This window comes from Acetobacterium wieringae (assembly GCF_026646375.1).
GTDB lineage: Bacteria > Bacillota > Clostridia > Eubacteriales > Eubacteriaceae > Acetobacterium > Acetobacterium wieringae_A.
The window spans coordinates 237,404-252,016 of the sequence record NZ_JAIPPU010000002.1 but is presented as its reverse complement, the minus strand read 5'-3'; the positions used below and the strand labels follow the sequence as shown (position 1 = coordinate 252,016).

Below are 14,613 nucleotides of genomic sequence, written 5' to 3'. Positions count from 1 at the left end.
GGAGTCCAAGAATGCGAATTTCAGTTGATACCAAAATATATGCCGTCATCGGCGACCCCATTGCGCAAAGCTTATCGCCCCAATTGCACAATGGATTATTTAAAGCAACCGGGGTGGACGCTTTATACCTGCCGATTGCCGTTAAGTCTGAAGATTTAGGAAAACTGGTGGATGGTTTTCGGTTAATGAACGTAGGTGGGTTTAACGTTACCAAACCCCATAAAATGGAAATCATGAAATATATCGATCAATTGGATCCGCTGGCAGAGAAAATTGGGGCGGTGAATACGGTGCTTTCTCGTGATGGAAAAATGATTGGCTACAATACCGATGGTAATGGCTTCATTAAATCGATTGAAACAAAAATTGGTAACATTCCCAGGTCGGAATTGACCATTCTGATTCTCGGTTGTGGGGGAGCAGTTAAATCGGTAGCAATGGCTTTGGCAGACTGGGGCATAAATAAGGTTATTATTGCTAATCGAACGGTGGCAAAAGCAAAAGAGCTGGCCGGTCAAATTAATGAGAGCTGGTCGGGAAAAGCTCAGGCCATTGACATGACTGCGGAGGCACTAAAAGAAGCAGTTGATGAAGCAACGGTGGTGGTCAACGGTACCAGTTTGGGAATGGCCGATACCGCCGGGCAAACGCCGCTTGACAAAACACTTCTGAAAAAAAATCTGCTGGTTTATGATATGATCTACAGTCCTGCGGTGACCCAGTTTATGAAAGATGCCCAGCAAATCGGGGCACGAACTGAAAATGGGCTGGAAATGTTGTTGTATCAGGGACTTTTAGCCTTTGAATTATGGACCGGAGTATTTCCGGATCCGGTTTTAGGTAAAAAATTACTGGAGGAAGGGATAAATGAAAACTGAAAAAAAGTGTGTTGCATTGATTGGCTTTATGGCAACAGGTAAAACCACCATCGGTTCGTTGTTGGCCCGGGAACTGGAGTATGATTTTGTCGATACCGATGCCATGGTGGAAGCGGAGATGGGGATGCGTGTAACGGAAATTTTTGCCCAACTGGGTGAAGATGCATTCCGGGATGCCGAGCATGAAGCGCTAAAAAAGGCCTTAACGATGGAGAATATAGTTTTGTCCACTGGTGGGGGAATCATTCTGTTTAAAAGAAATCGAAAATTGTTGGCCGAAAAGGCATTTGTTGTCAGTTTGTCAGCTCAGCCGGAAACCATCTATTGTCGTATTAAGGGCGATGATACCCGCCCTTTGCTAAAGAGTGAAAATCCACTGGTGCGAATTCGTCAACTGCTGGCTGAACGTCAGGAGTATTACGATGTTTGTGATTTTAAAATATCAACCGAAACCTGGACTGTCGAAGAATGTTGTCAGAAAATCGATGAAGCTTTTAAACAGTATCAGGCCAAGTAATTTAAAGAACGAATTCGAAAAAAAATACACCGATCAGTTGATCGGTGATAGGCTTCATTACTTCATGGCTTTCAGATCACAAATATAGCAATCTGTCAGTCGTTGAACCGCATCGGGGTTTTTAACGGGCCAGGTGGTTTCCAGTGCCTCGCAATGCCCCGTGGAGGTTTCTTCATCAAAGACAAAATCAATACAGCCATTGCATTTTTTATCTTTGGTTTTTTTAATTAACTCAAGAACAGACTCATTTACAAATTCGCGAAATTCCTTATAAGCGATTGTTTTATGATTTTCAAACATGCTCATCACTTCACCTGACTTTCTGGAAATAAGATTATCGGATAGGCGATTAAATTCTTTGTTAATAACCAATCCGTTACTAAACTTATAGTAACCCATAAATGAAAAAAAACAAGATAATATTTTGTCGTATTTACATTTTAAGAAAATAATTTAAAACGAAAAAAAATGATTGAAATTCTTTTTAAGCTGTGTTATCATTTATGACAGTGTCCTGTGGGACGCTAATAAGATGCGCCGAAGTGATGGAATTGGCATAAGCAGAGAACCCAGATCTTTGATCTGGTGTGAATCGCTTAGTTATCTCTATTGCATTAGTGGTACATCCTTACAACCAAATAAACTATTTTTTTCGCCGAAGTGATGGAATTGGCAGACGTGACGGACTCAAAATCCGTTGTGAGTGATCACGTGCGGGTTCGAGTCCCGCCTTCGGCACCACTTTTGCTCCCTTAGCTCAGTTGGCTAGAGCACCTGACTCTTAATCAGGGTGTCCAGAGTTCGAGTCTCTGAGGGAGCACCAATAATCGCGCATAACAGAGCCGTTTGGAGGCTCTGTTTTTTTATGCCTAATTTAGAATCCAGGCCATTTACAGTGCGTCATGGACATAAAGTGGCGGTTGGGATGGCACCTGAGATATGGGGATTTAAGAAAGCCCAGAGTTGTTTTGATTGATGGTTTTAGTACATATGGGCAATAATTAAAGCGTAATGGGCGCTTGAGTATTACTCAGCAAACTGTTATAATTACACGCAATTAAGATTTATTAGGAGAGTCAAATGGAATCAACAGAAAAAAATGCGTGTTCTTATTTAAACTGCGGTTTTAATGTCAATGGACGTTGTCCGGACATGGATGTCTTAAAGAATCCATATAAAGAGACCGGCTGCATTTTCTATAAAAATAAGAATATCCAGACAGATGATAAAAAAAGCGAATAAAAACACCGAAAGGTGTTTTTTTTATATTTTTTTGCGAAAAAATTAAAGCCCCTGTAATTTTAACGAAAACCATGATAGGATAGAGCAACAAAGAAAAAGCACGAGGTAAAAAATGAAGCAGTTAATAACAGCCCTTGAAGCTGGTTTTAATCCCCAAATATACAAAATAATCCTGAGTAAACCACGAATAAAATCAAATGACTATCAGAAAATCGTCATCAGTCAAATCGGAGAATTCTATCATCTGGAAAAATTCACGGACACCCAGGTCTTTAATGAGAACCTGGCAGCAGATCAGTTGATTGAATTTCTTGGCCAGGCGTTAAGAAACGACTATCAGCAGTATAACGCCTGGAATGATCAGTTTGAGTATATCATCCAGATCAGTAAAAAAGGCAAGGCATCAGTAACCCGTAAAGCAATTACAAATGCGCCACCCAAAGTCATCAGCCACAACCGCAAAAAAAACTACATCTTGCAGGAAGGTATCATTATTCAGCCACTGGTGGATATGGGAGTCTTTACGAAAGAGGGCAAGGTCGTTAAGACAATGACTGATAAATTCCGCCAGATCAACCGCTTTGTTGAGATCGTCGATGATGAAGTAAAAAAACTGCCCCCTGGCACCGAGCTCAATGTGATTGACTTTGGTTGCGGTAAATCCTATCTGACCTTTATTCTCTATTATTACTTGACGGAGATAAAGAACATCAAGGTGCGGATGATTGGTCTGGATTTAAAAAGTGATGTGATTGACCACTGCAATGCCAGTGCCCGGAAATATGGCTACCACCAGCTAACATTTGAACTGGGGGATATCCATGACTATCAGGCAAGCTTTCCGGTGGATATGATCATTACCCTGCATGCCTGCGATACCGCTACCGATTTTGCCCTTTACAATGCCATCAAATGGGATGCTCGGTTGATTTATTCAGTACCCTGCTGTCAGCACGAACTCAATGGTCAAATGGAAACCGGGGAACTGAGCCTGTTGACAAAATATGGCATCATAAAAGAACGAACCGCCGCACTGTTAACCGATGCCATTCGGGGGAACCTGCTTGAAGCCTGCGGCTACAAAGTTCAACTGATGGAATTCGTCGATCTGGCTCACACCCCCAAAAACATCCTGATCCGGGCTCAAAAAGCCAAAGTCAGTGAAAAAAGAAAAGCGCAGGCGCTAACGGAGGTGGAAAACGCCATGCAGGCATTTTCCTTAACCCCTACCCTGTTTAAACTCCTTGAAACAGAGAAACGCATTAATTTTAATAAAATTTAAATGTAAGATCGGTCAAAAGATGATATAATAAAAAATCAGTTAGAAAATAATAACAAAACTCTCTTTGGTCATTGCGAAATTAAAGCACAGCATTTTCGCAAACACCTGGAAATTCGATAGATGAGGAGGCAAAGCGGATGCTGACAACCTTTGTACATACTGGTGATTTTCATTTAGGTCGCCCCTTTACCTTTTTACAACAGGGAAACTACTACGGAAAAAACAAAAGAAAAGAACTCTGGAAAGCTTTTGATGAGATGATTGCATACGTCAAAGAAGAAGAAGTGCCACTTTTGCTGATTGCCGGAGATTTATTTGATAGCGTCAATGTTCTGACCATGGATATAAAAAGAGCTGCCGAAGGATTAGCCAGTCTGGAGAAAACCTGGGTGGTGATTATCACCGGCAACCATGATTATCACGGCGACAGCTCGCCCTACAAAAAAGTTGAGTGGCCCAGAAATGTCTACATCTTTAAAGAAGATGTCTTCCGTTCTGTTTATATCAAAGAATTGAATACCGAAATATATGGGATGTCCTGGGTGAAAAACGAGTACCGGGCCTTTCCCGAACGTTCCTTTAACTGCATTAAATTGAACGACACCCGCTATAACATCCTGATGGCTCATGGCGAAGTGACCAATCAAAGCCTGTATCTCCCCATTGATTTAAGAATGATCGAGAAGAAAGGTTTTGATTATATTGCGCTGGGCCATATTCACAAACCAGGATTGACCCCTGGTGGAGTCGCTTATTGCGGGTCACCGGTACCCCTGAATTTTGGGGAAACAGGCGAACGGGGCTTTATTATTTCGCAGGTAAAAACCGATTATGAAAACCAGACCTTTATTACCAGCAGCGGCTTTAATCCCATCGAATCGCGAAAATACGAAACTATGGAAATTCAGATCGCACCAGAAGATTCCTATCAGGATATTATCAATAAAGCAATCTGCTGTGATAGCGACATAAACCGCCAGCAAAATTATTATCGGATCCGTTTTACCGGCTACATCAACCCCGAAATTCAGATGGATTGGATCAATGATGATCTGGAAGACTCATTTTATTATGTCGAGACAGATACTGCCAAACTGGAACCGGATATTGATCTGGAATTGTTGATCAGGGAGAATATAAACAACCCGATTGGACAGCTGCTGACTGAACTGGGTAAAATAGCCGAACCGGAAGTCCGCAAAAAAGCGATTATTTATAGCATCGAAGCGATGATTGGCGAGGGGGTTTTGAAATGAGAATAAAAACCCTGACCATTAAAGCCTTTGGAAAATTCAAAGATCAGACCATTGCCTTCAAACCGGGACTGAATCTGGTTTACGGCCGCAATGAGGCTGGCAAAACAACAGTTCAAACCTTTATCCAGGGAATGTTCTTCGGGTTTTATAAACCCTACCGCAAAAAGAAAACCTATAGCGAAGAATATGAAAAGTATATGCCCTGGAATCAATTCGACTACAGTGGTTCCCTGGTTTATGAGGTGGATGGCCGGGAAATTCGTCTGGAACGGAATTTTTTAAGAGCCAAAGATTCATTATTCATTTACGATAATATCACCGGGAAAATAATCAACGATCAGTTCAAGTACGATGGGGTAATAAGACAGCACCTGCCACTGGGAAACCAGGGGATGACTGCCGTGATTTATAATAACACCGTCAATATGCGTCAAACTGGCCACGATAACGAAACGGGCAGCCAGGACGAAGTCCGGGATTCCTATATCGAGATGCAAAATTCCAGCGGCATTGAGATTAATTTCAAAGGAATCGCCAGACGATTGGAAGAAAAGAAAAACGCAATTGGCCGTTCAGGCCAAAGTAAGTCAAGAATTGGGGCCGCCATCCGGGAGCGGGATGAGCTTAAGGAACTGTTAAAAGAGGCGGAGGCCGCCTACGCCAAGGTCGCCGAAAACCAGGAAAAAATTATCCGGAATCAGATGAAAATGAAGCGGATCGAAGCAGAAAACGACTATCTCAGTCAGGAATCGATAGTCAAGCGAAAAAAAGAATTGTTGGCCACCTATGAACGCATTAACAAGCTGGAAAAGGAGAACAACCGTTTATCAAAAATAATCAAAGAAGACCAGATTTATGAAGGCTATAACTATAAGACGCTGGAGGGCTTAAAAGCCATTTCCAATCAGGCTGAGCGCCTCAGCGATCAGATGGATTACATTGAAAAGGAAATGGCTGATGCCTCGGAACATTTAAAAACGATCCGTCAAAAAGAAGCGGCAAAACGCAGCTCGCTGGCCGGGCATACCTTGGAGGGCATCACCGAAGACTACGAACTGTTTAAAAAAGAAGAAACCGAAGTGGCTGAGGTGGATAAAAAAACCAATGTGGTCATCAACATCATTGCCACACTGGTGACGCTCCTGGGAATGGGACTGGTGGGATTGGCCAATATGGGGATGATGGGCACCAGTCAGGGAATCGAAAATCTGTCCTTAACCGTTGGGGTGACCATGGCGATTGTCGGTGTTGTCGGCTTAAGCTACGGCATTTCGGCAACCCTTAAAAAGCGACGGATTTTAAAGGAAAAACAAATAATCCCGATTCAGGAAGAAATACTGGCCAAATACCAGTTAAAAGATGGACCCAGTTTTGACAGTTATTATAAAAAAGTAATCAGAAATCAGAAAGAACTGGAGCAGCTTCAAAATGAAGGCGAATTGATTATTATTCAGCACTCCCGTCATCAGGCCGGTTACGAAGTGCTCTTTGAACAGCGTCGGGGAATCATCCGGGAACTGGATCGGAAGTTGGCTGAATATCAGGTTAAAAACATTGCTGAATATGCCGAGCGCTGTGAAAAAGCGCAGCAATTGGAAGAACTGAAAATCCGTTTTAACGGGAACCTGGAATTATTGGAGAATCTGCTCGAAACCGTCAATGGCGGAAAAACAGAGAATGGACAGGCGGTTTGGCATAAAGCCTCCCCAAAATCTGAAGAACTGTTAAGTCTGGGCAAAGAAATTGCCAGACTGGAAGGTGAAAACAGTGCCCTCACCGATGGGATTGGTCTGCCGGTGGAAATACAGGAGACTATTAAATTTCTGGATGCCCAGATCCAGGCCTTTGATACCGAAATCAAAGCCTGCAACGCCGCCCTGGAGATTTTTGCAACCATACAAAAGGAGTATCATCAGGACTCGGCCCCGGAATTGAATAAGAATATTGGTGATATCCTGGATAGCCTCACCCAGTATTACAAAGGGGTGAAAATTGATGAAGCCATGAGGCTTAAAGTGGTCGATCCCAAAGGTGGCGACTTCAGGGATGTTGACCAGTTAAGTGCCGGAACCATGGATCAGGTTCATTTTGCCTTTCGCTATGGCATCAGCGAACTGATCAGTCACGAAATGCCTTTTATTCTGGATGAACCGTTTGTGCGGTATGATAAACAGCGAAAAACCGAGGCGCTCAAGCTACTTGCAGAACTCAGCAGTAGCCGTCAGGTGATCCTGTTTACCTGTGACGAGGTTGAAGAAAACCTGCTCAGATCCTTAGGCGCAAGCTACCATAAAATTGTCTTATAAGTGCGGGATGATCACTACTATTTTTAAGCAGATCATCGCTTGAAACAGGGGTAATCAGCGATCCGCCCTGTTTCAAGAAGCCGTAGCGGTGATTAATAAGCAGAAGTTGCTGAGCAAGCATTATTTCCCGATAATATATTAAAAAAACAGGAAAGACCTTGCTAAATGAATAAGAAATCCTTTACAATACTAGTAATAACTAAAAAAGGAGAACATTCGATGAAATTAAGTCAGGTAAGAGACCTCCTCGATGCTGTTGTTTTATCTGGAGAGAGTCATCTGGAGGAAGAAGTTCACTCTGGTTTTGGCTGTGATCTGATGAGCGATGTGCTGTGTTTCGCCAGAGAGGACGCCATTCTGCTCACTGGTCTGGTCAACAAACAGGTGCTGAATACGGCTGATATGGCAAATATGAACAGCATTATTTTTGTACGGGATAAAATGCCCAGTCAGGAAATGATTGACATGGCCAGAGAACGGAATCTCCTGGTTATGTCCACAAAATATATTCTTTTTGAATGTTGTGGCATTCTCTACTCAAACGGTCTCAAGGGAGCCCATCTTAGATGAGCTACGAACTCGTCTTTGATGTGAAGCGGGGAGATTTTGACACCGCTGGTGAAGCCTCCCGGAAAATTAAACGAACCCTCCAGCAATTAGGGGTTGCCAACAAGGTGATCCGCAAGGTGTCCATTGCTGGCTATGAGGGAGAAATGAATTTGGCGATCCATTCATCTGGCGGAAGAATTGTTTTGCAGGTAGGTGAAGAGGAACTGGTGCTGACGATCGAGGATGTCGGACCGGGGATTGCCAATATTGACCTGGCGATGACGGCGGGTTGGTCAACTGCAGGCGATGAAGTCCGACAAATGGGTTTTGGCGCCGGAATGGGTTTGCCCAATATGAAAAACAATGCCGACAGTTTTGAAATCTCCTCCAAGATTGGAGAGGGGACAAAAATTGTCATGAAATTTTTTGTCTAATCAGGAAGAAGGGGGGACATATGGAAAAATTACTGCATTCAGTATACCTTGATGAGGAAAAATGTCTGGGTTGCACGACCTGTCTGAGAAGCTGTCCCACTGGAGCCATCCGGGTTCGGGGGGGGAAGGCGACCATCAATGAGTCCAAATGCATTGACTGTGGTGAGTGTATTCGGATTTGTCCGCATCATGCCAAGCTGGCCAAAACCGATCCGCTTTCAAAAAAAGATAATTATCAATATACCGTGGCGATGGTGGCACCCGCCATCATTGGTCAGTTTAAACCGAAATATTCCATTAGCCAGATTCTTTCGGCCGTCAAAGCCCTGGGCTTTGATGAGGTGGTGGAAGTGGCCTATGGTGCTGAAATTGTCGGCCAGGCCCTGAAGTATGAGTATCATGCCAAACGATATCCCAGACCGCTGATTTCTTCAGCCTGTCCGGCGGTTGTCAAGCTGATTCAGGTGCGCTTTCCTGAACTCACTGACAATATCTGCCGCTTGAAGTCCCCGATGGCAATAACCGCCAGACTGATTAGAAAGCGGATCAGGGAAGAAGGAATCCATAAAAATAGCGATGTCGGCGTTTTTTTTATTACCCCCTGCGCTGCCAAAGCCACCATGGTCAATAACCCGGCGGCCAGTGAGTACGATAAATATGACCTAATCGATGGTGCCATTGCCATTAAGGACATTTATAGTGATATCGCCCGGCTTATCGGCAAGTGCCCGCATCAGGAAGGCCTGCATAATACCACCCCAGAATCCTGTACCTGGGCTTTGTCTGGTGGTGAAAGTGACTACCTTAAAAATAAAAATGTTCTCCATGTCGATGGAATTCAAAATGTTATTAATGTTCTGGAAGAAATTGAATGCGGTAAACTCGATACCATCGAGTTTTTTGAAGGACTAGCCTGTATCGGCGGCTGCGTTGGCGGTTGTTTGACGGTGGAAAATAATTATGTGGCTAAAATGTACATTCAGGATCGGGCCAAAACCATGAAACAAACCTCCATTATCCACATGTCCGATGAATACGTGCGAAGTGTTTATAATTCCGGGATGATGCACATCAAAGAGCGAATTCTGCCGAGAAGTCCGGAACCTCTGGATCAGGATATCAATCGCGCCATCGAAAAAATGAAGCAAATCGAAATACTCGAAAGTAAACTCCCCGGTCTGGACTGTGGTTCCTGTGGCGCTCCGGGCTGTCGGGCTCTGGCAGAAGATATTGTCGCTGGAAAAGCCAAAGAAATCGATTGTGTATTTGTCTTAAAAGATCGGGTCCGGGATCTCTCAGTTTTAACCAATGAACTGTTGCAGGTCGAACATCCCACCGAAAAACCATTGATCAAAAAAGAAGAAATTTAATACTATCCGCAGTGGCGGCTCATCAGGTTGAATCTTTTTCGCCTGCATCCGCAACAACTGATTAATGATTTATATTAAAGGAGAAAAGGAATGAAGGTTAGTGCGTTATTAGAAAACAAAGAATTCAAGTGTCTTAATCCTCAGGTAGGGATTGAGGGGGTCATTAAAAGTGGCTATGTCGGTGACCTGCTCAGTTGGGTTATGGCCAATGCCGGTCATGGCTGCGCCTGGGTGACGATCCAGACGCATGTCAACATTATTGCTGTAGCGTCGCTGCTGGAGATGAGCTGCGTGATTATTCCTGAAGGGGCTGAAGTTGAAGAAAGTACTCTGGAACGGGCCATCATCGAGGATATCCCGATTATTATTACCGGTCTTAATGCTTTTGAAGTCTGTAAAATTTTAGGAAACGCTGGCATATAAAATGGAAAAGGTAGCCATTGATCTGCACATCCACTCGGCATTATCCCCCTGTGGTGAAGCGGAGATGACCCCCAACAACATTGTCAATATGGCCCTGATTAAAGAACTGGATTTTATTGCCGTCACGGATCACAACACCGCCAAAAATTTACCAGCGGTTATGGCTGTGGCTAAAGAATTGGCCAAAGAAACCGGAACAGGCCTTTGCATTCTGCCGGGTATTGAAGTGACAACCAAAGAAGAAGCCCATGTTCTGGCCTATCTGCCAACCCTGGAGGCGGCCATGAAACTGGATGCCATTGTTTATGACCATCTTCCGGATGTGAAAAATGAAAAAGCGCTGTTCGGCCCCCAAACGATCATGGATGCTGAGGATAATATTATTGGCGAAGTCGATAAATTGTTGATTTCAGCAACTGATATTGGGGTCAATCAGCTCTGGGATCTTGTTACGGACCTGGGCGGGGTGCTGGTACCAGCCCACATCGACCGAAAATCCTATAGTTTAATTTCATCGCTGGGATTTATTCCCCTGGAATTGGCAGTAAAGACCTGCGAAGTGTCAAAAAAAGAAACCTTTGAAAATGTCCGGAAAAACTTCCGTTTTTTTAAAGACTATCAGTTCATTCACGGTTCTGATGCCCATCAATTGGAAGACATGGCCGAGCGGGAATATTTTCTGGAACTACCGGATATGCAAAGGCAGACGCTGATTAACTATCTGGGATCGATTGTTTAAGTCGTACCGACACGTGTTCGATCATGTTGTGACTGAGCGGTCAGACTCTGCGTATCGGAGCGAACAACAGATGAATAAGTGGTTTATACGGTAGTTAGCTGTGAACTTTACAGGTGTTTTTCGAAGCGCCTGTTTTTTTGTGCAAAATTATTACACTTATTTTGAAAAAAAAATAAATGGGTAGAATTTTTACTTCAAAAAACAAAAAAGTTAAAGGTTTTCATAAAAATCCGGGCCAAAAAGAGTGAAAAATTTATCTGTTATAAATATAACGAAATATTTCGTTCTGTGTTATAATGACTTCGTTAGAAAATATGCAATCACAAGCGTAAAGGTTTGCATGATTTAATTAGGAGGTTTGAAAATTGGCTGAATTAATACCAGTTGAAAATTTGGACGTAGTAAAGGCAATAGTCGCCGAGCACAGAGAAGTACCAGGTTGTTTAATGCAGATTCTGCAGGAAACCCAGGAAAAATACGGCTACTTACCACTTGAACTACAGGGAACCATCGCAGATGAGTTAGGAATTCCTCTGACTGAAGTCTACGGTGTGGCAACATTTTATTCACAATTTACACTTAAACCAAAAGGAAAATTCAAAATTGGTATCTGCTTAGGAACCGCTTGCTATGTAAGAGGCGCACAACCAATTATTGACAAGGTTAACAGCATTTTAGGAACACAGGTTGGTGATACAACTGAAGATGGAAAATGGTCAGTTGACGCAACCCGATGTGTTGGTGCCTGTGGTTTGGCTCCAGTAATGATGATTAACGAAGAAGTATTTGGACGTTTAACCGTAGATGAAATTCCAGCGATCCTTGAAAAATTTTAATTAGCTGTTATGAAAGAGTTGTCCCTTCACATTTTGGATATTACCCAAAATTCCATTAGAGCCCAGGCAAAGCTTGTGAAACTGCTGATTATTGAGTCCACGGCAAATAATGAACTCACCATTGTTATCACTGATGATGGGTGTGGCATACCGGCTGATCGGCTTGAGAATATCACAGATCCGTTTGTAACGACCCGAACAACCAGAAAGGTTGGTCTGGGTTTATCTCTATTTAAAGCAGCAGCGGAAGCATGCGGCGGATACTTTGAGATAAGCTCGACCCTTGGTGTTGGCACAAAGGTGATTGGAAGCTTTATGCGAGACCATATTGATCGTGTCCCGCTGGGGAATATGGCCGATACGGTACTCACCATGGTAATGTCTTTTGGAGAGACAGATCTTATTTATCAACACGACTTCAATAACCAACTATTTGTTTTTAATACACGAGAAATTAAAGACACTCTGGAAGTAGAATCGTTAAACGAACCAGCTATACTAAACTGGATTCGGGAATTCGTTTCAGAAGGTCTTGAAGAAATTATGGAGGAATAAATTTATGGCAAAGTCCTTAGCAGAACTAAAAGCGATTCGTGAAAAAAAATTGAACGAAATCAATTTAAGACACGGCAAGAATGGATATCGCGTCGTAGTAGGAATGGCAACCTGTGGTATCGCAGCAGGCGCTCGACCCGTTATGGTTAAACTGATGGAAGAAGTAGATGCAAAAGGTTTGGTCGATGTTACTGTTGCCCAAACAGGTTGTATCGGATCATGTCGATTAGAACCAATTGTTGAAGTTTATGATGCTAACAATGAAAAAGTAACCTATGTGCATATGACACCGGAAAAGGTTGCTAAAGTTGTAGATCAACACTTGGCTCAAGGCAAAGTTGTCGATGAATACACCATGACTGTGGTTGATGGTAAAGTCATTGATCCAACGGTTAAGGGTTAATTGAGGAGGAGAAGAGCAGATGGCATATAAACGTTCGCAGGTACTGATTTGTGGTGGTACAGGATGTACATCCTCAGGATCCATGACATTAGTAAAAGAATTAAAAAAAGAATTAGTCAAACACGATATCCTGGATGAAGTAGAAGTTGTTGCAACCGGTTGTTTTGGTTTGTGTGAACTGGGACCAGTTGTTATTGTATACCCAGAAGGAACATTCTACAGCCGAGTTGAAGCTGCTGATATTCCTGAACTGGTTGAAGAACACCTGGTCAAAGGTCGTCCATTGGATCGTTTGATCTACACCGAAAAAGGTGATGGTCATCACCCACTGTCAATCAATGAACTGGGCTTCTTCAAAACCCAAAAACGTATTGCTTTGGCAAACTGTGGTGTTATCAATCCTGAAAATATTGATGAATATATCGCATTTGATGGTTACCTGGCGCTGGAAAAAGTGCTGTTAACCATGACACCAGTCGATGTAATTAACGAAGTTAAAGCGTCCGGTCTTCGTGGTCGTGGGGGCGGAGGATTCCCAACTGGTCTTAAATGGCAGTTTGCTCACGATGCTGTATCCGAAGATGGCGTAAAATTTGTAGCATGTAACGCCGATGAAGGAGACCCTGGTGCATTCATGGATCGATCTGTACTTGAAGGTGATCCGCATGCACTGATCGAAGCCATGGCGATTGCCGGTTTTGCTGTAGGTGCTTCTAAAGGTTATGTTTATGTTCGAGCTGAATATCCAATCGCTGTTAACCGTCTGCAGATCGCTATTGATCAGGCCAAAGAATATGGTTTGCTGGGAGAAAATATCTTTGATACCGATTTCTCCTTCGACCTGGAAATTCGTTTAGGCGCCGGCGCATTTGTTTGTGGTGAAGAAACAGCGTTAATGAATTCTATTGAAGGTAAACGTGGTGAACCGCGTCCACGTCCGCCATTCCCCGCTAACAAAGGTTTGTTTGGCAAACCAACCGTATTAAATAACGTAGAAACCTATGCAAATATTCCAGCGATTATCTTAAAAGGCGCAGAATGGTTTGCATCAGTCGGAACCGAAAAATCTAAAGGAACAAAAGTATTCGCACTAGGTGGAAAAATCAACAACACCGGTCTACTTGAAATCCCAATGGGAACAACCCTCCGTGAAATCGTCTTTGAAATCGGTGGTGGGATTCCTAATGGTAAAGCCTTCAAAGCAGCCCAAACTGGTGGACCATCAGGCGGATGTATTCCAGCTTCTTTATTAGATACAAAAATTGATTATGATAACCTGATTGCCATCGGCTCCATGATGGGTTCTGGTGGACTAATCGTAATGGACGAAGACAACTGTATGGTTGACGTAGCCCGTTTCTTCCTTGATTTTACTCAGGACGAATCCTGTGGTAAGTGTCCTCCTTGCCGTATCGGTACCAAGAGAATGCTTGAAATTCTGGAACGAATCTGTGATGGTAAAGGGATTGAAGGCGATATCGAACGGTTGGAAGAACTGGCTGTTGGTATCAAAGCTTCAGCTCTTTGTGGATTGGGACAAACTGCTCCAAACCCTGTTCTGTCTACCATCCGTTACTTCCGTGACGAATACGAAGCACATATCAATGACAAAAAATGTCCCGCTGGCGTATGTAAACATCTGTTAGACTTCACAATCAATCCTGATACCTGTAAAGGTTGCGGAATCTGTGCGAAGAAATGTCCAGCCGATGCGATCACCGGTGAAAAGAAAAAACCATATACCATCGATACAGCAAAATGTATTAAATGTGGTGCCTGTATTGAAGCCTGTCCATTTGGCTCCATTTCCAAGGGTTGATTTA

General features: G+C 43.2%; 16 protein-coding genes and 2 tRNA genes. 17 read left to right on the top strand and 1 reads right to left on the bottom strand.

Features of this window, described 5'->3' with window-relative positions; genetic code table 11:
- Positions 1-11 precede the first annotated feature (11 nt).
- Together Q7P33_RS02855 and Q7P33_RS02850 are read left to right on the top strand one after the other, a co-directional pair.
- Positions 12-878, top strand: a complete 867-nt coding sequence (locus tag Q7P33_RS02855; RefSeq protein WP_303867241.1) for a shikimate dehydrogenase — start codon at positions 12-14, stop codon at positions 876-878.
- Positions 868-1,395, top strand: a complete 528-nt coding sequence (locus Q7P33_RS02850; protein WP_303867240.1) for a shikimate kinase — start codon at positions 868-870, stop codon at positions 1,393-1,395. The genes Q7P33_RS02855 and Q7P33_RS02850 overlap by 11 nt, the downstream gene beginning before the upstream one ends.
- A gap of 57 nt (positions 1,396-1,452) precedes the next feature.
- Here Q7P33_RS02850 and Q7P33_RS02845 read toward each other — a convergent pair whose 3' ends face one another.
- Positions 1,453-1,701, bottom strand: coding sequence for a hypothetical protein (locus Q7P33_RS02845; protein WP_070370029.1), 249 nt, complete (start codon positions 1,699-1,701; stop codon positions 1,453-1,455).
- A gap of 348 nt (positions 1,702-2,049) precedes the next feature.
- Here Q7P33_RS02845 and Q7P33_RS02840 point away from each other — a divergent pair.
- The 15 genes from Q7P33_RS02840 to nuoF all read left to right on the top strand — a co-directional run bounded on the left by Q7P33_RS02840 (position 2,050) and on the right by nuoF (position 14,609).
- Positions 2,050-2,136: transfer RNA gene (locus Q7P33_RS02840), tRNA-Leu, on the top strand.
- 5 nt (positions 2,137-2,141) lie between these two features.
- Positions 2,142-2,218, top strand: a tRNA-Lys gene (locus Q7P33_RS02835).
- A 257-nt stretch (positions 2,219-2,475) separates the two neighbouring features.
- On the top strand, positions 2,476-2,637 hold the full coding sequence (locus tag Q7P33_RS02830; RefSeq protein ID WP_175440888.1) for a hypothetical protein: 162 nt from the start codon (positions 2,476-2,478) through the stop codon (positions 2,635-2,637).
- A gap of 112 nt (positions 2,638-2,749) precedes the next feature.
- Entirely contained in the window at positions 2,750-3,919 is a 1,170-nt protein-coding gene (locus Q7P33_RS02825) for an SAM-dependent methyltransferase (protein WP_303867234.1), read from the top strand.
- 137 nt (positions 3,920-4,056) lie between these two features.
- Positions 4,057-5,175 carry a DNA repair exonuclease gene (locus tag Q7P33_RS02820; RefSeq protein WP_303867233.1) on the top strand — a complete coding sequence of 373 codons (1,119 nt, stop codon included), beginning with the start codon at positions 4,057-4,059 and terminating at the stop codon, positions 5,173-5,175.
- Complete coding sequence (locus tag Q7P33_RS02815; RefSeq protein ID WP_303867231.1) at positions 5,172-7,481, top strand: ATP-binding protein; 2,310 nt, start codon at positions 5,172-5,174, stop codon at positions 7,479-7,481. The genes Q7P33_RS02820 and Q7P33_RS02815 overlap by 4 nt, the downstream gene beginning before the upstream one ends.
- Positions 7,482-7,700: 219 nt before the next feature.
- Positions 7,701-8,051 (top strand): hypothetical protein, encoded by a 351-nt coding sequence (locus tag Q7P33_RS02810; RefSeq protein WP_148637356.1) that lies wholly within the window; start codon positions 7,701-7,703, stop codon positions 8,049-8,051.
- Positions 8,048-8,464 carry an ATP-binding protein gene (locus Q7P33_RS02805; protein ID WP_286945172.1) on the top strand — a complete coding sequence of 139 codons (417 nt, stop codon included), beginning with the start codon at positions 8,048-8,050 and terminating at the stop codon, positions 8,462-8,464. The genes Q7P33_RS02810 and Q7P33_RS02805 overlap by 4 nt, the downstream gene beginning before the upstream one ends.
- Before the next feature lie 20 nt (positions 8,465-8,484).
- A complete protein-coding gene (locus Q7P33_RS02800) occupies positions 8,485-9,834 on the top strand; it encodes a [Fe-Fe] hydrogenase large subunit C-terminal domain-containing protein (protein WP_303867227.1) in 1,350 nt (449 codons plus the stop codon).
- Between the two features lie 90 nt (positions 9,835-9,924).
- The gene (locus Q7P33_RS02795; protein ID WP_070370037.1) at positions 9,925-10,257 is read left to right on the top strand and encodes an AraC family transcriptional regulator; all 333 of its coding nucleotides are present in this window, start codon (positions 9,925-9,927) and stop codon (positions 10,255-10,257) included.
- 1 nt (position 10,258) lies between these two features.
- Positions 10,259-10,996, top strand: coding sequence for a PHP domain-containing protein (locus Q7P33_RS02790; RefSeq protein WP_070370038.1), 738 nt, complete (start codon positions 10,259-10,261; stop codon positions 10,994-10,996).
- A 365-nt stretch (positions 10,997-11,361) separates the two neighbouring features.
- Complete coding sequence (locus tag Q7P33_RS02785) at positions 11,362-11,832, top strand: NAD(P)H-dependent oxidoreductase subunit E (RefSeq protein ID WP_070370039.1); 471 nt, start codon at positions 11,362-11,364, stop codon at positions 11,830-11,832.
- A gap of 9 nt (positions 11,833-11,841) precedes the next feature.
- Entirely contained in the window at positions 11,842-12,387 is a 546-nt protein-coding gene (locus Q7P33_RS02780) for an ATP-binding protein (RefSeq protein ID WP_276520473.1), read from the top strand.
- Between the two features lie 4 nt (positions 12,388-12,391).
- Complete coding sequence (locus tag Q7P33_RS02775; RefSeq protein ID WP_228881509.1) at positions 12,392-12,790, top strand: ferredoxin; 399 nt, start codon at positions 12,392-12,394, stop codon at positions 12,788-12,790.
- A 19-nt stretch (positions 12,791-12,809) separates the two neighbouring features.
- Positions 12,810-14,609, top strand: coding sequence for an NADH-quinone oxidoreductase subunit NuoF (gene nuoF, locus Q7P33_RS02770; protein ID WP_303867221.1), 1,800 nt, complete (start codon positions 12,810-12,812; stop codon positions 14,607-14,609).
- Positions 14,610-14,613 lie beyond the last annotated feature (4 nt).